This window comes from Bacillus multifaciens (assembly GCF_030756675.1).
GTDB lineage: Bacteria > Bacillota > Bacilli > Bacillales > Bacillaceae_G > Bacillus_A > Bacillus_A multifaciens.
The window spans coordinates 119925-137505 of record NZ_JAVBXD010000003.1; the positions used below are offsets into that span (position 1 = coordinate 119925).

General features: G+C 36.5%; 14 protein-coding genes and 2 other annotated features. Of the genes, 3 read left to right on the forward strand and 11 right to left on the reverse strand.

Features of this window, described 5'->3' with window-relative positions; genetic code table 11:
- Nucleotides 1-156: 156 nt before the first annotated feature.
- The 4 genes from odhB to Q9306_RS03680 form a co-directional block, all read right to left on the reverse strand.
- Nucleotides 157-1410: a 2-oxoglutarate dehydrogenase complex dihydrolipoyllysine-residue succinyltransferase gene (odhB, locus tag Q9306_RS03665; protein ID WP_306195395.1), complete on the reverse strand. Its 1254-nt coding sequence runs from the start codon at nt 1408-1410 to the stop codon at nt 157-159.
- Between the two features lie 109 nt (nt 1411-1519).
- Nucleotides 1520-4375: a 2-oxoglutarate dehydrogenase E1 component gene (locus Q9306_RS03670; RefSeq protein WP_306195397.1), complete on the reverse strand. Its 2856-nt coding sequence runs from the start codon at nt 4373-4375 to the stop codon at nt 1520-1522.
- A gap of 789 nt (nt 4376-5164) precedes the next feature.
- Nucleotides 5165-5557 (reverse strand): RidA family protein, encoded by a 393-nt coding sequence (locus tag Q9306_RS03675; RefSeq protein ID WP_306195399.1) that lies wholly within the window; start codon nt 5555-5557, stop codon nt 5165-5167.
- 124 nt (nt 5558-5681) lie between these two features.
- Complete coding sequence (locus Q9306_RS03680; protein ID WP_306195401.1) at nt 5682-6569, reverse strand: DMT family transporter; 888 nt, start codon at nt 6567-6569, stop codon at nt 5682-5684.
- Between the two features lie 382 nt (nt 6570-6951).
- Nucleotides 6952-7181: a binding site (T-box leader), on the forward strand.
- Between the two features lie 46 nt (nt 7182-7227).
- Nucleotides 7228-7455, forward strand: a binding site (T-box leader).
- Nucleotides 7456-7557: 102 nt separating this feature from the next.
- On the opposite strand from Q9306_RS03680, the gene Q9306_RS03685 reads away from it, so the two are divergent.
- Nucleotides 7558-8886 carry an amino acid permease gene (locus tag Q9306_RS03685; RefSeq protein ID WP_306195403.1) on the forward strand — a complete coding sequence of 443 codons (1329 nt, stop codon included), beginning with the start codon at nt 7558-7560 and terminating at the stop codon, nt 8884-8886.
- 201 nt (nt 8887-9087) lie between these two features.
- A complete protein-coding gene (locus Q9306_RS03690) occupies nt 9088-9741 on the forward strand; it encodes a YdeI/OmpD-associated family protein (RefSeq protein WP_306195404.1) in 654 nt (217 codons plus the stop codon).
- Nucleotides 9742-10058: 317 nt separating this feature from the next.
- Here Q9306_RS03690 and Q9306_RS03695 read toward each other — a convergent pair whose 3' ends face one another.
- From Q9306_RS03695 to Q9306_RS03705, 3 genes are read right to left on the reverse strand one after another with little or no spacing between them, the layout of a single operon-like run.
- Nucleotides 10059-10586 carry a permease gene (locus tag Q9306_RS03695; protein WP_306195406.1) on the reverse strand — a complete coding sequence of 176 codons (528 nt, stop codon included), beginning with the start codon at nt 10584-10586 and terminating at the stop codon, nt 10059-10061.
- Nucleotides 10583-11065, reverse strand: coding sequence for a hypothetical protein (locus Q9306_RS03700; RefSeq protein WP_306195408.1), 483 nt, complete (start codon nt 11063-11065; stop codon nt 10583-10585). Before Q9306_RS03700 ends, Q9306_RS03695 begins: the two co-directional genes overlap by 4 nt.
- Nucleotides 11058-11399: a PadR family transcriptional regulator gene (locus tag Q9306_RS03705; RefSeq protein ID WP_098915760.1), complete on the reverse strand. Its 342-nt coding sequence runs from the start codon at nt 11397-11399 to the stop codon at nt 11058-11060. Before Q9306_RS03705 ends, Q9306_RS03700 begins: the two co-directional genes overlap by 8 nt.
- 413 nt (nt 11400-11812) lie before the next feature.
- Here Q9306_RS03705 and Q9306_RS03710 point away from each other — a divergent pair, with 413 nt between their 5' ends.
- Complete coding sequence (locus tag Q9306_RS03710; protein WP_306195410.1) at nt 11813-12202, forward strand: hypothetical protein; 390 nt, start codon at nt 11813-11815, stop codon at nt 12200-12202.
- Between the two features lie 281 nt (nt 12203-12483).
- On the opposite strand, the gene Q9306_RS03715 is transcribed toward Q9306_RS03710, so the two are convergent.
- From Q9306_RS03715 to Q9306_RS03730, 4 genes are all read right to left on the reverse strand, one after another.
- Nucleotides 12484-12921, reverse strand: coding sequence for a BclA C-terminal domain-containing protein (locus Q9306_RS03715; RefSeq protein ID WP_306195412.1), 438 nt, complete (start codon nt 12919-12921; stop codon nt 12484-12486).
- 371 nt (nt 12922-13292) lie between these two features.
- A complete protein-coding gene (locus Q9306_RS03720; protein ID WP_306195414.1) occupies nt 13293-13763 on the reverse strand; it encodes a hypothetical protein in 471 nt (156 codons plus the stop codon).
- A gap of 269 nt (nt 13764-14032) precedes the next feature.
- On the reverse strand, nt 14033-16666 hold the full coding sequence (locus Q9306_RS03725; protein WP_306195415.1) for an ABC transporter permease: 2634 nt from the start codon (nt 16664-16666) through the stop codon (nt 14033-14035).
- The gene (locus tag Q9306_RS03730) at nt 16654-17355 is read right to left on the reverse strand and encodes an ABC transporter ATP-binding protein (RefSeq protein ID WP_306195417.1); all 702 of its coding nucleotides are present in this window, start codon (nt 17353-17355) and stop codon (nt 16654-16656) included. Before Q9306_RS03730 ends, Q9306_RS03725 begins: the two co-directional genes overlap by 13 nt.
- Nucleotides 17356-17581 lie beyond the last annotated feature (226 nt).

Here is a 17581-nt window from a genome sequence, read left to right on the forward strand (position 1 = left end):
ATATGTCGAAAAATTAAAATGGATTCATATATATTTTTTATAAGTAGTAGATTACATGAATTTCTTGGCAGCAGTCTACTATTATTTTTGTTATGGAAGTAGAAATGAAGAAAACCCTCTTGCAAATGCAAGAGGGTTCTTCGGTTTTTAAAAGAATCAACCTTCTAATAATAATGATTTTGGATCTTCAAGCATTTCTTTAACTGCAACAAGGAAGCTAACAGCCTCTTTTCCGTCTACGATGCGGTGGTCGTAAGATAGAGCAAGGTACATCATTGGACGATTTTCCATGCGTTCTGCATCAATCGCAACTGGGCGTACTTGGATTTTATGCATACCAAGGATACCAACTTGTGGGCTGTTTAGGATTGGTGTTGACATAAGAGAGCCGAACACGCCACCGTTTGTAATTGTAAATGTACCACCTTGTAGTTCTTTTAAAGTAAGTTTGTTATCACGAGCTTTTTTACCAAGATTTCTAATTTCGCTCTCAATTTCAGCGAAGTTCATTTGGTTTGCATCACGTACAACAGGAACAACTAATCCGTCCGGAGCTGCTACAGCGATTCCGATATCATAGAATTTCTTAATGATAAGCTCATCACCTTGAATTTCAGCATTTAATAATGGGAATTGTTTTAATGCTGCTACAACTGCTTTTGTGAAGAATGACATGAAGCCAAGACGAACATCATGTTTCTTTTCGAACGCATCTTTACGCTCTTTACGTAATTCCATGATAGCTGTCATATCAACTTCGTTAAATGTTGTTAACATTGCAGACGTTTGCTGAACTTCTACAAGACGATTTGCAATTGTTTGACGGCGGCGGGACATTTTTACGCGCTCAACTGGTTTTTCAAACTCAGTTTTTGCAGCTGGTTTTGGACTTTGTTTTTCTTGTTTTGGCTCTGCTTTCGGCGCAGTAGCATGTGCTTGTACGTCATGTGGTCTAACGCGGCCAAGTGGATCAGTGCTCCGTACTTCGTTTAAGTCGATTCCTAATTCACGTGCCATTTTTCTAGCAGCAGGTGAAGCGATCGGACGGTCCGTATTTGGAAGACCTTGCATCGGTGCTGTATTTGGCGCTGGAGCCTCAGCCTCAGCCTCAGCTTTTGGTGCTTCCGCAACTTCTTGTTTTGGTGCCGGGGCAGGTGTACTTACTGCTGCCGCTCCGTTTGCATCTAAAACTGCGATAACATCGCCGATTTCAACTGTATCTCCAGGTTCCCCTAGTAATTTTGATACAATACCTGAATCTTCTGCAATGATTTCTACATTGACTTTATCTGTTTCAAGCTCAACAACGCTTGCGCCTTTCTCAACTTTATCACCTACGTTGATAAGCCATTGTGAAATAGTTCCTTCTGTAATAGATTCTGCAAGCTCAGGTACTTTAATTTCGATCATTTTAAATGTCCTCCCCTATTTTGCCTAACAATTGATTTAATATAGTTGTATAAATAATCTTCTCTAACCATGAATGGGGGAGACCCCCATCCGCAGGAAGTTAACAGTATTACTTATTGTGAACAAATTCTTGTTCTTGTTGTAATTTGAAATTGATATTAAGCGTTTGATTAATAATCAATTCTTGTTCTTTTCTATGAACATGAGGATCGCCGCCTGATGGACTTGAACGGTCTGGACGTCCAATATAGTTCACTTTCACTTTGCCTGTAGCAAGTTCGAATAGAATTGGTGCGATATAATGCCATGCGCCCATATTTCTTGGTTCTTCTTGTACCCATACGATTTCTTCCAAGTTCTCAAAACGCTCAGCGATCGCTTGGATTTTCTCAGTAGAGAATGGATATAACTGTTCAACGCGAACGATATGCACTTCATCAAGTGTATGTTCTTTCTTATTCGATTCAACATCTACTGCTAAATCGATTGCCATCTTACCTGTCGTTAATACGAGACGCTTCACTTTGCTTGGTTTTGTTCCAAGGTTTGGCTCTTCTACAACTGTTTGGAAGCTGCCTTCACTTAACTCAGAAGCAGGTGAAGATGTAAGTGGATGACGTAACAAGCTCTTTGGCGTCATAATTACTAACGGTCTTACATAATCAGTTCTAAGACTTGCTGCTTGGCGGCGCAGGATATGGAAATATTGCGCTGCACTTGTTAAGTTTGCAACTGTCCAGTTATTTTCTGCAGCAAGCTGTAAGAAACGTTCTGGACGAGCGCTGGAATGCTCAGGACCTTGCCCTTCATAACCGTGAGGAAGAAGTAAAACAAGACCAGATTTTTGACCCCATTTTGCTCTTCCTGCTGAAACGAATTGGTCAAACAATGCTTGCGCTGTGTTTGAGAAGTCTCCGTATTGTGCTTCCCACATTGTTAACGTTTCAGGAGAAAATACGTTATAGCCATACTCAAATCCTACAACAGCAGCTTCAGAAAGCGGACTATTATGAACCGCGAAAGAAGCGCGTGCTTGTGGCAGACGGTGCATTGGCGAATACGTTTCGTTCGTTTCTGTATCATGTAACACAACGTGGCGCTGTGCGAATGTACCGCGCTCTGAATCCTGTCCTGTCAGACGGATTGGCGTACCATCTTGTAAAATTGATGCAAACGCTAACGCTTCGGCATTTGCCCATTCTAGTTTACCGCCATCCTTAAATGCGTTCTCACGGCGTTCAAGGATTTTCTTTAATTTTGGATATACGTTAAAACCTTCTGGCCACTCAAGAAGACTTGTATTTAATTCTTGAAGTGTTTCTAATGGAACACCTGTCATCATTTGTGGAATTCCATTTGCAACTACTTCTGGAACTTCAACATTCGCAGATACTTCTTTTTTATCTGAAGAAACTTGATTGTATTCAGCTTTCAAATGCTCTTGAATAAATTGAGTAATTGTTTCTACTTCTTCAGCATTTAGAATGCCTTTTGTCTGTAACTCTTCAGCATATAAAGCTCTTACAGTCGGATGCTTGCTAACCTTTTTGTATACTTTCGGTTGTGTAACTGCTGGATCATCCATTTCATTATGACCAAAGCGGCGATATCCGATTAAGTCAATTAGGAAATCCTTTTTGAATAGCGTACGGTACTCAAAAGCAAGAGTAGCTGCAATCAGACAAGCTTCAGGATCATCAGCATTTACGTGTACAATCGGAATATCAAAGCCTTTCGCAAGGTCACTTGAATATCTTGTAGAGCGAGAATCATAACTATCAGTTGTAAATCCGACTGCGTTATTCGCAATCACATGAATTGTTCCGCCAGTTTGATAACCTTTCAGTCTGCTTAAGTTCAGCGTCTCAGGTACGATACCTTGACCCGGGAACGCAGCATCACCGTGTACTAAAATTGCGAAAGATTTAGAAACATCTTGCGTTGGATAACCTGCTTGTTCGCGATTTTCCTGAGCAGCACGTGCAAATCCTTCTACAACTGGATCTACAAATTCAAGGTGACTTGGGTTGTTTGCTAAAGTAACTCGTGTAAGAGCTTCTCCAGATCCAACCAATTGCTCTTTACCTAAGTGATACTTCACATCGCCAGTCCAGCCGATATTATTCTTATCAGTGCCCTGCATCGGTGCTGAATGTTTAAATTCAGTGAACATGTGACTATATGGTTTTTCTAATGTATGAGCGAGTACGCTAAGACGTCCGCGGTGAGCCATCCCGATCATAATATCTTTCACGCCGCCCTTAGCGCCTTCAGCAACCATTTCATCCAGCATAGGAACTAGCATATCAACGCCTTCGATAGAAAAGCGTTTTTGACCAACAAATGTCTTATGCAAAAATTGTTCGAAACCTTCAACTGCTGTCAATCGTTTTAAAACAGCAATGCGTTTTTCATTTGATAGTGGGTGATACAAGGAAGTTGATTCCACCATTTGTTGCAGCCATGCACGCTCTTCACTATCTTGAACATGAGCGAACTCATAAGCTAATGATTTTGAATAAATCTCTTTTAATCTATTAACAGCATCAAACGCTGTTTGTACATCCGCAGGTGCATCCGCCCAAACCATTTTCGCTGAAATCGCTTTCAAATCGTTTTCGCCTAGTCCCTCTAAAGAAAACTGCCCATCCACTTTTTCCTCCAGCGGATTAATATGTGCAGAAAGGTGACCATAAGCACGAATATTTTCTAAAACCTTTGCTATTTTTAGAACTTTTTCTATATCTGTATTGTTTTGGGAAGAAAAATGAGAGCCGCTAGTAGTCCCCGCTGTATAATCTGCATGAAAAGGAGGAGCACCCCATCTTGCGAAAAGCTCTTCTAATTCTGGATCAACAGAACCTTCCCCGGCTACAAAACGATCGTACTGTTCAATGACATAGCCAAGGTTAGGACCATGGAACTTAGCCCAAGGGCTGTTTGTATTTGTATTCTTCGTCGTCATTTGACAAAACCTCCTACTCGTTAGAACCAGTAACGAGTGCAATTCATTTTATATTCTTATGTTATTACGATAATTTACATAATACAAAACGTTATTACTTATCTGTTTTGTAAAAAAACATTCACAATTACTTATCACCCAGAAATTTACTATGATTACCAAGTAAAACTTTTACAATAAAACCATTAAAAATAGTATGGTAAGTTTATTCTAGGGATAAAATGGAAATAAAATAACTGTCTATAAAATATATAGAAAATTACGAATGTTCAAGTAAAAACGTTTTAAATTATGTATATTACAATAATAAGCGCTTTCAAAAATATTATACAACAATATCACAGTGGATAATAGGAAAAAAGATAAAATTGTGAATTTAATATGAATTCCGTTTATTAAGAGGGAAGATAATAGAGTAGAAGGGAGCTTTTCTTAGGAAATAAAAGATAGAATGGTATTTCTTACTATATTTTATATATTCTTGTTGTAAATGGATTGATACTATTTTAATAGAAGCATTCAAAATAGAAGAAAAATAGTTTTCGTATTAAAAAATGGATGAAACAAGTATTAGAAGTTGTATTGGGTGACAAAAAATAATACTATGTTTGAGGGTATTTTCTAACGAAGATGGAAAAAAGATTTGCCGTTTAAAATTAGAAGTGGATTGTACAATACGGCCGCATTATGCAATGCTAGGTTCCCTTATCCTGTTGTAGCTTATGAAAACAAGATAAGGGGATTCACATTGGAACATACTTAGCTTATCTCACATATCATTCGGAAAGCTTAGATTATTTCCTTGCATGCCCAAGCGTCAATCTCAACTTTAAAGGAAGGAGCCGCTAGTGCGACAACATAAATCATTGTCGTACAAGGGAGGTGACCATCAAGGAAATCATTTATGACTTTCTTTCTTTGATCAGAGTCAATTTCTGCAGCACAATAAAACACTAGCTTTGTCAAATCTTGAATATTCATATTAGCAGCTTCAAGATTTTTTCGGATATTGTCTAGTGCTAACTTCAGTTGTTCTACTGGATTTTCAGGTACAGTTCCATCTACTTTCATACCTAATTGTCCAGATAATGTTAGCCATTTGTTGGGTCCAGTTACTTCAATTTGATGTACATAAGGGGCTACTGGTGAGTGAATGTTTTCTGGATTTCTAGAGATTTTCATAGAATCAATCCTTTTTTATTATATTTTGATTAATCATTTTCAATGATGTTTGGAACACAGGCGAATCAGGAGTAAGGATTTTCTCCTTGCTCCTGTTTGCTTTTGAATGAATAAGTACATTCATTTATTCTATATGTCTTTTAAAATTTAGTTTTAATAAGCTCTTAAAGTCCAGTTCAGCAATTAATACACTTAATAAGATGAGTGTTGCACCTAAGTAACCTTTCAATGTGAGAGTTTCACCTGTAAAAAAGAAAGCGAAACCTGCAGAAAACACAGGTTCTAATGAAAAAATAAGGCCTGCATGAGTAGGAGTCGTATGTTGCTGCGCGATGACTTGGACAATGAAAGCCATTGCTGTACAAAATATGCTTAATACTAAAATGGAAAACCATGATTCAAGAGTGTTAGGAAGTTTTGGGGTTTCCATAAACATGGAGAAAATGATACTAAATAGGCCAACAAAACCGAGCTGTAACACGCCAAGAGCAATGGAATTCACATGCTTAGTCATAGTTCCAGTAACGATGATATGAACGGCATAAAATAAAGCGCATAAAATGCATAAGATATCACCGTAACCTATTTTAAATTCACTACTTAATGTTAATAGTCCGATTCCTACTATCGTTAAAACGATTGCCAATACAACCTTTTTTTCAGGCCGTTGTTTTAAAAAGATAGATGATAATATCGGAATGAATATGACGGTGAGACTCATTAAGAAACCAGCATTCGAAACAGTTGTATACTTTGTACCAAAAGTTGCACAAACATAAACGATAAATAAAATAGAAGCTAATATAAACGCATATTTTACAGTTTGAAAATTAATTTTGATTAAATGCTTGTAAAATACGATTCCTGATAAAAGAAAAGCAATGATAAAACGTAATGCGATTAAATTATATTCTTCTATGTAAGTGAGTCCAACTTTTGTAAGTAGGATGGAAGCACCCCAAAAAAATGTAACTAGTAGTAGCATTAAATCAGCTTTTAATTGTAGTTTCATCTTTATTTCCTCGTTAGCTATAAATTATTTTGTAATTTTCAAGAACATGATTCTAAGAAATTATTAAACTATGATACCTTGAAAATAAAACGAAAAAGTCAGCTATTAACCTCCAATCTTTTTTATTTATAATTCAATACACTCTTATTATTATTCATTTTAATATCAATTCTGAATATTTAAAACAAAAATCTTCTATGGAAATATAACATGACCTATCATAATGGGGAATTGTTTCTTCACGGATTCGTGGTTCTTTTCATTTCGTAAAACATACTTAAATAAGTATTGCGAAAAACTATTGACAGAATATTAATGCAACCTCTATAATACAAAACATACTTATTAAAGAAACGTAATTACGTCATATAAATTGAAATATAATCGAGCAATGAAGGGAATTTAAGTAGTGCTTATCTCACTGTTTTAGAGAGCTGATGGAAGGTGCAAATCAGTACAAAGATAAGGATGAATTTCGATCCCGGAGCTTCTTTTTCGAAGTAAAGGAAGACCTTTATGAGGGAAAGACGGTCAAATATGAGATCGTTATCAAAGTCAAGAGGCAGACTTAGTCTGCAATTAGGGTGGTACCGCGATATATTCGTCCCTACTGATACAATCAGTAGGGACTTTTTTATTATATAGAAAACATAATATTGGATATGCAATGAAAGGAATATAGTAATACTTATTTCCCTGTTTCAGAGAGCTGATGGAAGGTGTGAATCAGTACATAAATAAGTGTGAATTTCAATCCTGGAGCTTCTTTTTTGAAATAAAGGGCGACTTTTATGGAGGGAAAGACGGTCAATAGATCGTTAACAAAATGAAGAGGCAGACGTCAGTTTGCAATTAGGGTGGTACCGCGGTGTAAATCGTCCCTGTCATGTAGGACAGGGACGATTTTTTTTATTAAAAGAAAAACTACAATTGATCTTATAAAATCTTTTGTGAAATTAAAATCTTATATAAATGAGAGGAGAACATCATGGAATTACAAAAAAAGTTACTGCCACGGCATGTCCGTTTGATGGCACTAGGAGGAGCAATCGGCACAGGTATATTTAAAGGAACTTCTGAAACAGTATCAATAGCGGGGCCAGCAGTTATTTTTTCTTATCTGTTTGCAGGATTATTGCTTCTTGTTGTCATGAGTGCAATCGCAGAGATGGCGATCGCTTATCCTGGGATGAATATGAAAGGATTTATTCGTAAAGCATTTGGATCAAACGTATCGTTTGTGGTTGGATGGATGTACTGTTTCATGTTATTAGTTGTATGCGTCATTGAAGTAATCGCTGCAGGAAGCTTTCTGCAATATTGGTTTCCTTCCATGTCTTTATGGTCTTTAAGCTTTATAAGTGCAATTTTCATTGTGGCTATTAATTTTATGAATGTAAAGCATTACGGCGAATTTGAATTTTGGTTTGCTGGAATTAAAATTACGATGATTGTTCTATTCCTTATTTTAGGCGGAGCTATTTTATTCGGAGTAATTCCAAGTAATGAAACACACTATATGCAAAACTACGTACAGCATCAAGGATTCTTCCCGCATGGCTGGACAGGAGTATTTTCAGCATTATTAATCGTTATTTTTTCTTACGGTGGTTCCGAACTAATCGGATTGACTGTAACGGAAATGAAGGATACAGAGAAAGTATTGCCTAAAGTGATTAAAGGAGTATTTTGGAGAATCGTATTATTCTACACACTTCCAATCCTGATCATTTGCGGATTAATTCCATGGAATGAAATTGGCAACCAAGCAAGCCCATTCGTGCAAGTGTTATCGGCAGTTGGCTTTAAAGGAGCAGCTCATATTATGAACTTCGTCCTTATAACAGCTGTTTTATCCGCAGCAAACTCTGGTATTTACGGATGCACACGTATGCTGCATTCCTTAGCGGCAGAAGGAGAGGCGCCAAAACAGTTCTCATATGTTGCCAAGAACGGTGTTCCAGTATATAGCGTGATCTTGAGCTCTATCGTTCTTATTAGTGGGACATTTGTCGCATACTTTTCACCTGACCGTGTGTTTGGGTATTTAATGGCAATTCCAGGATTTACAGTATCAGTGGTGTGGACATGTATATGTTTAGCACAGCTGAAGCTTCGCAAAACTTATACAAAGTTGCCGCATTTTAAAGTATGGGGATTTCCATATGCAACTTTATTTACTGCAATCACATTAAGTATTTGCTGCGTGGCATTTACATTCAGCGATCAAAATAGAGCGAGTATTTTTGTTTGTTTAGGCATTTTAATTATCTTAATTCTATGTTCAGTTTTTGTATGCAAAAAGAAAAAAGTATAGTAATACTACATTTTTAAGATAGAGGCAGACTGTTGTAAGGTCTGCCTTTTTAGTTTAAGAAAGTATACGTGACCATTTTTACAGACATTTTTCTTTCATTAAGGTACACTTTACTAGGACTTCAACTATAGTTACTAAATAATTAGGTGCAATGATAAGTGGAACGTAAATAATAATAAATTAAAAATGAAGGAGCTTGTCATGACAATTATCGATAAATTAAAACTAACGAAATTCAAAAACATGGTCGTAATCAATCAACCAAGCGACTACAACATCTTTACGGAAAAAAAAACGACTCTTTCAAAAGAGCATGATGCGATTTTCATTTTTGTAGAAACGCTTGATGAAATGGTTACACATACACAATCAATTCTAAACAATGACCAACTTTTACTTGAAAAAGGCTACATATTTTTCGCATACCCGAAAAAAGGGAATAAGCGCTATGAGACCTATATTCACAGAGATGAAATGTTTCCAGCAATGAACGTTGGAGAGGATGGATATATAGGGAGTAGCGATATCAAGTTCGCCCGTATGGTAAGCATGGATGACGTTTTCACTGTTGTCGGCCTAAAACGTGAAAAAAAGAAAGCAAAGAAAACAGCAGCGGTCAGCCAATGCGTTGCAGATTATGAGAACAATGTGAAAGACGTGGAAGCATTACTAGCTGCTCATCCAAACGAACTGAAGTTTTACCAAAGCTTAACCCCTGGATATCAAAAAGACTGGGCACGTCACATCTTCTCGGCAAAGCAACAACAAACACGCGACAAGCGATATCAACAAATGGTTGACATCCTTTCACAAGGGTATAAAACACTTGATTTATTTCGTAAAAAGAAGAAATAAAGTAAAACGATCATCAGTGGGGATTTTCTTCATTCTCCATTGATGGAAATCGTACAGCACCGCCAAACTGTAAGACGTAGGAGCGCGATATTGTTTCTTTTTATGATTAATTTCTGCGTCCGATCTTTCAGTGTATTTTTAGATATTACTTTTGCGACAAGTCAAGCATACGAAGGAAAGGAGCACCCAAATACGGACGCTCTTTTTGCTTATCTTAACATGGTGGTTTATAAAGTGTTTTTGATCAAATGTTATTTAAAAGCTATAGCTACAAAAGGATTTGGGATTGAGGTGCATAAAGATTTATTGATCTAAATCTAAATTCCTTCCGTTATATCATACTTTAACAATTGTCGTTGGTCGTAAAACTTCTCATAAATAATACCCATTAAATAGAAAAATATTAGACCAAAACAAATGTGAATGAGTGTAAATTTAGCTCCAAATGAAGCAAATTCATACACCATAACAGGTAATTTTGCAGTTGTCCAAACTCCTAAAAAAAATACAATGTATCGTATGCTCGCTCCTTTTTTTAATAAAAGTGCCGCGATTGGAAAAGCAACATAGAGGGGACCAGCTGCTATTCCTCCTAATAATAGGGAAAACAAGATGCCATAGATGCCAGATTTTTTCCCCATATATTTAATTAATGTTTCTTTCTTCACCCACTGGTCAAGCAACCCTACGAATATTAAGACAGGGGGAAGTAGAAACAGCATATCTAAAATACTTTTTCCTGTTAATTGAAGTGCGTTCCATCCTAGCGATTGGTTTATAAAAGTCAATATAATGAGTCCCAATAGTAAAATGAAAAAGAAACGATATCTTCTTAATTCACTCATGCCATCACCACCCAAATAATATACGAGAATATGAGAGACATTAACAATGCAGATGCATTACGAGAATAAGCAAAACTTCGCCCAAATATCTTTTGTTCCATCGGTAAAGTTGTGATTCCTACTGACATTAATGTAGACATTAATGCCGCAACTTGAGGGAGGCCCGCACCATTTTGGACTAATGTATTTCCAAGAGGAAACACAATAAAGCTTGGAATGAGTGCAACAGAGCCGATTATTGCTGAATAAACAATACCGATGAATCCAGATTTTTCACCAATGATGGAAGAAATGAAGGAAGGTGTTAATATAGAGAGTGATAGTCCAACGAACAGCATAATCGATAACATAGAAGGGATAAGATTACGAAACATGTTCCATGACTTTAATAGAGCATCTTTTGTTTTACTTCGATCTTTTATAAAAGAAATACTGGTAAGAATAATAGCTATTGTGTAAAGGATAGTACCATTAATCATGATTATACCCCTTCCATTTTTCATATTTATTTAAGAAAAATGATAAATTCTTAATTTTTTCTTCAATATCTATTTGAAAATCCTCTAATGTTCTTTTTCCAACTGTAGTAATTTTGTACATTTTTATCGGCTTATCTTGATCAGATGTATCCAAATAAGACTCAACAGCACCCTCTTTTTCTAATTTCTTTAGTGTGCGATAGATGATGGCACTATCAATTGGATTGACGGGAAGCTCTTCTTCACATTTCTGCAGAAGTTTTCCTCCATAGCTATCTCCCTCTGTTAAAAACAGCAAAAGAAATGCACCTGTATGTCTCCCTGTATGTTTCATAAAATATCTAACCTCCTGAATGAAATGTAAAAAATATTTCTTGTCATCATAACATTAAACTTATTACTGTTAGTAACATTATACTGTCATTAACAGTAATGTGTTACTGACAGTATAAATTTAATATAATTTCATGTCAATTCAATTCTGAAAATAAACAACATGTTTTTTTATCTTTCTGATAACACGAACTCAATTGCAAATACTACCGAATAATTAACAAAGTCAACAGAAGGGAATGCGATGTCATCTTGGTGAAAAAATGCTAAGAAAAACAAGCGTGATTTAAAGGATAATAGATCACTATAACCTATCATTAACGGTAGTTAACCTGCCTAAGTTTAAAGGAGAATAAGCTCTTTTATTTTTTTGAAGCATAGCATGTAAAAGACTATGAAAAAGTAGGTGAAAATATGCAATTAGGTTCTCAACGTATTATCGGTTTCCCAGGAATGGGCATGGGAATGGGAGGCTCCCCAGGAATGGGTGTGGGAGGTCCCCCAGGCATGGGTATGGGAGGTTCCCCAGGAATGGGTGTGGGAGGTCCCCCAGGTATGGGAATGGGGGGATTTCCAGGCATGGGAATGGGAGGTTTTCCGGGCATGGGAATGGGAGGTTTTCCGGGCATGGGAATGGGAGGTTCCCCAGGTATGGGAATGGGAGGTTTTCCAGGCATGGGAATGGGAGGTTTTCCAGGTATGGGAATGGGAGGATTCCCAGGCATGGGAATGGGAGGTTCCCCAGGCATGGGAATGGGAGGTTCCCCAGGTATGGGTATGGGTGGCTTTCCAGGAATGTTTTAGTCTTGATTTTTAATAATTTATATCTGGATAGATTAGACTGAGTTGCGCAGAAAAGTAAAGATTAAGTAGATTAAATCTAATATGAACTAGGAGAATTGAGTGTAAAATGAAGCAGGAATGAACAAAGCCCCAATCCATTTAAAATAAAAGGATTGAGGCTTTTTGTTTCGTATGATACCGGCTGGCATCGAACCAGCGACATAATAGCTATTTTGTCGCTTTTATATATTTAATACGAAGCACTTTTTTAAGCGTTTATTCTGCTGAACAAATACATTTTATTAGTTAAGCTTCTCAATAGTTAATGATGCAGCATTAACTTTCTGTCCATTTAAAATTGGTAATAACACATCAGTAGTTAATCCTATATTTCTAAGTTGAAGTGTTGAACGTTTAGGTATATGGATAATAGCTTGTCCAGTGAGCATCAGACTCGCACCAGTAACTTGTCTTTGTATTCCATAATTAGTAAGTCGTCCACCTACTAAAGAATCATTTAAAATTAAACCATATACAGAAGTAGAAGCAGGACCATCAATTAATAAGATAAATTCGATTTTATAGTCTCCTGATCTAGGAATGAATAAGGTGTCACTAGGAGGATTAAACACTATATCATTTAATGGACCGTTTCTATTAAACTTTACGTTTTCACCTGATCTGACTCCTATAGGATTGCTACCAACAAGAGTAACGTAACCATAGGCTGGTTTTGGCATGATTATGCACCTCCCTATTTTCACCTTTTACATTGTATGTGATTGAGAGGGAAGTGAGTGTGTGCTTGTCTAGTGAAAGTTAATTATGTATATCATATTTATGAACATTAGTAGTAGTGAGTATTTGAACGAGAATGTGACAATATTCTTCAATGAATAAGTAGACTTAGAAGTGTAATTAATGCAGGTGGAAGCTTGGTAATTGTTTTAATAGATAACTTTTCAAATATTTTTGTTGTTCAATTCTTTCATTGTTAAAATAAAAAAGAACGCCAATTAACGAGAAGGGCGTTCTTTTTTGCTTATTAAATTCTTTTATTGGTAGCTATAATTCCCCCATTCTTGTTAAAAAGGTTCGTTTTTTAATAAAATTATTTAGTTAGCACCGAATAATAAAATTTTGCATCTTGGAATGCGGTATTTAGTTCGATAGAAGTTTTCAACGTAATAAATAATGATATACCTATTAATATAGCAAAAATTGCACCGTCACTTTTAAGCGTTTGTCTGTTCTTCTTGTAGAGAATTAGTACTGTTAAAACAACAAACAACAGGTATGATGCAGTTATTATTATTTCAAATATTTGCTTATTAATATCTTCAACAGCAATTCTAAAATGTTCCAGGTCTTCGGTATTATCACTATTTTCTTGGATAGTAGATAAGTTATCTCGATGACCAATTTTCCAAGTAAAATTGTTTTCTTCTTTTACTACAGTGTATTGATAACTACCAGCTTTTTCTTTACCTATAACAAATGGTGAACTTGCAGATACTTTTGCAACAAGAAAAATAAAAAATGTAATAACTATAGAAAATATTATTAAAAATTTCTTTTTCAAAGCATTTTTCCCCCTGTCAAAGTTAATAATCTTTTAGGGTTATAACAGATATGAAAGGATAAACAGTACTATATCAATGTTTTATCAAATCTATAAAGGGTTAAAGTTTGGGTTTGATACAAAATTACGACGTTCTGCTCCAGAGTAAAAGTAGGCTGAGAGTAGTTATACCAGTGATAGTAGATATAGTTAGCGACGTCGGCTTTGAGACAAAAGTAGTCATGTAGCATATATAGCAAAAAAAGAGGATATTATCGTTAAATTAATACTTATATTTTTTTCATTGCTAGAAAAGGTTTTACACGCACAGCTACTTCTCCAGGAATAAGAGCACCGAGCATCCCTACCGTAATTGGGATAATAATTGTGATAGACATCATTGGCAATGATTCTAGTGGAAAAATGCCATACATTGCATAAACTCCGATGATAGAGAACACTAAACCAAGCAAGCCTGCCAAAAAGCCAAGAAAGGCTCCTTCTAATACGACAAGAAGTCGGACTGAACTGTTCGTCCAACCAATTGACTTTAACACTGAAATTTCTGGTTTACGCTCCGAAATATTTTGCCACAGCATTTCAGCAGTTGTTACAACCGCTACACAAATTGCAATACCCATCGTAATATAATGCGTGCTATCTACCTTCATGGCTACATACTGACCGAGCCATGACGTATATAGAATCCCCTTTAGACGAAAGGTTACAAATAAGTAAAAGGAGAGTAGTGTCGTCGGTAATGCAATAGATAGAATAGATAATATATTTCGCTGCCATTTTGCCAATACTTGATTTCCAACCATCATGAATATGTTCGTTGTACGCATCCATCGTTTTGTTTTTGTGGAAATTTCTCCTTGGCGCATCGTCTCGTAGGGTGTGATTTTTGTTAACAAAAAGGCTGGAATTAAGGTGCCAAGTAGGTAAATTAATATACTACAAATTGCAATCAGTAATAACTTCCCAATCAGAAATGTTCCCGTTTGCACATACATGACGCCTTCTACAACACAAGAAACTAGGATGACAATACTACATAAAATTGTAGATTCAAAAAACAGCATCTTTATCAAATGCTTTGCTTGCCAGCCAAGGGCTAACAATACTGCCATTTCTTTGCGCCTTGCGAGCAAAGAAACTATATTTGTCGCTAGAACATACAAAATCGCAACGCCAATTAAGACAATCAATACCCCAGAATATCCAAGGGTTGTTTCTTTTAAAATTGTAATCGCAGCTCCTAAGTTAATCCAAGGTTGCTCCATCCATCCAAGTGTTTTTCCTTCTTTTTTTACCTCTATTAGAACAGGCTGCGGTGAAGATCCGCGCGTAATATCTGTTACAAGTCCTGTATCTTCTTCAATCTGTTTTGCTACTGCTTCTAGCTTTTTTTGCGAACTTTCGTTGAAACTTTCAACACCTTTCACTTTCAAGCGAATCGTAGAAATAGCACTATCACCCATCACCATTTGGGCTGCTTGAATCGTCGTCAGCATATTCGGTGGATTCGTGAGCAATCCAGCAGGGTGACCAATTCCTGTAATGTCCTGCGCAGGATTGATTGGGAGGCTATTCTCATCTAATACTAAACTTGCTTTGGCTGGCCGATACGTTTCAAGTGGGAGCTCATTTAATGGATCCTTCGAAACAGATAGTTTACTAGGATTATAAAAGCCAACAACTCGGTACATAATTGCAGGAAACGTACGCTCTTTATTCGTATCGACCGTATGTTTAGCAAGTTCTATTGCCCGAAATCCACTCTTTGGTATGTAACCATCTATCATATCGTCTTGCATTTTACTAAGTGGGTGTTCTTCAATTTGAAAAGCCTTTTCCCACTGTTCTTGGTAAGGACTTTTTGTTTCTTTGTAAGACAACGGTGTTGGCTTAAAGACGATATGAGATCCCTCGAACACCTTAGCATTCTTTTTTGAATCCACTTGACTCGTTGATCCTGTCTCTGGATTTACTCCAAATATAGAACTGTAATATACTTCTTCTACTTCTTTACTTGTTGTCGAGGTTTCTTCAATTTGTTTCCCTTTGGCTTGTGCTAAAGAGGAATCATCTTCTTTTCTGTCTTTGGCAGATTTTATTTGTTCGATTGTTTTTTGTTGCTGTTCTTTCGTTTCAAACGGAAGAGACAACTTTTCCAATGTCGTTGTTTGTTTATTATTGCTAAAGCTATCTTTGTTTACGATGATAGGAATCTCGATGTGATCTTGCATTTCAGTTCGTCTTAACAATTTTGGCGCATCTTCTTTATCAAAATAGCGACTTTGAGGTAGAGAAGCTGTTACTTTATCTAAGCCAACAAGTTTCGCTTCTTGTTCAGGATCTATTCCGACAATTAACATCGGATCAGAGAATCCTTTTCCACGATCATATACCTTATCACATGTAAATTGTACCTCTGTTGTTTCTTTTCCTTGAATACAATAGTCCGTCGATTCATTCATAACAGTTTGTTGTAAACCATTATTTTGAGCCGTCTTCGTACGGACACGATATATCCCTGGTTCTAACTTAGGTTCATTACTTTCATTTTCCCACACAGCTCCGATATACCCATAACCCATTACCGCGATAGGAGCTGCCACATCAATTTCTTGCATCTTTTGAATCGTTTCATATTGTGCCTGCGTAATCCCGCCCGCAATTCCGTTTAAATAGTTTGGTTCTAATAAATTTTGAACGTCGTTCTTTGTTCCAGCTGGACGTACTACAATATCATACGCACTCGACCATTTTTTTCCTAAGGTTTCTTCAACTGTTCCTTGATTCGTCTCTGTTAACCCTAATAAATAATTCAATCCAGAACTCATTAAAAGCACACCAATTAACAAGAGAAGAAAGCGCTCTTTTTGTCGTTTCCAGTTATTCCATATTAAGCGAAGCACGGCACTTCCCCCTGACTGTCACGGATGATATAACCATCTTTCATTTCAATCACCCGATCCGCCTCCGCAGCTAAGCTTAAGTCATGCGTGACAAATAATACACTACAGCCTTTTACTTTATTTAGCTGCTGGATCAACTCGAAAACAATTTTGCCGTTCTCTGTATCCAAATTTCCTGTCGGTTCATCAGCTAGAATCCAACTCGGTTCGTTCACTAATGCCCGAGCAATCGCAACACGCTGTTGTTGTCCTCCAGATAATTGGGACGGTAAGGCATGTAATTTATTAGCTAAGCCCACTTGTTCTAACAATTGAATAGCACGTTCCTTCTTAGCAAACGAAACACTTCGTGAAAACAAAGGAGCCATTACATTTTCAAGCGCAGTTAACGTCGGCAGCAAATAAAATTGTTGGAAAATAAAACCGATCTCCTCAAAACGAAAATTAGCAAGTTGTTTCGCATTCATTTTTGTAATGTCTTGATCTCCATACAAAATCTCCCCCGCTGTTGGTTGATCTAATGTGCCAATTAAACTTAATAAAGTAGATTTCCCTGATCCTGAAGGTCCAACAATGGAAGTAAACTTCTTTTTTTCAATGGTTAAGTTTAAATGATGTAATACCGGCGTTATAATGCCATCTCCTGTAAATTGTTTTTGAACGTTTTTGAGCTGAATAGATTGGTTCATATAATACTTCCTTTCTATGTTAAATGGGTTTAATAGACAATTTTTATAATATTCTACAAAATAATGGAAAAACCTTTGCGATTCGACTTTTATCAAGTTACATTCTAAAATAAGCAATTTGAAACTTGTCGAAACTAATGTTTTTGAATGGGAGAGTTAAAGTTGTTCGTAGAGAGGTATAGGTAATACAGGATTAGGAGAAATAACATTCTGCACTTTGTGTTCT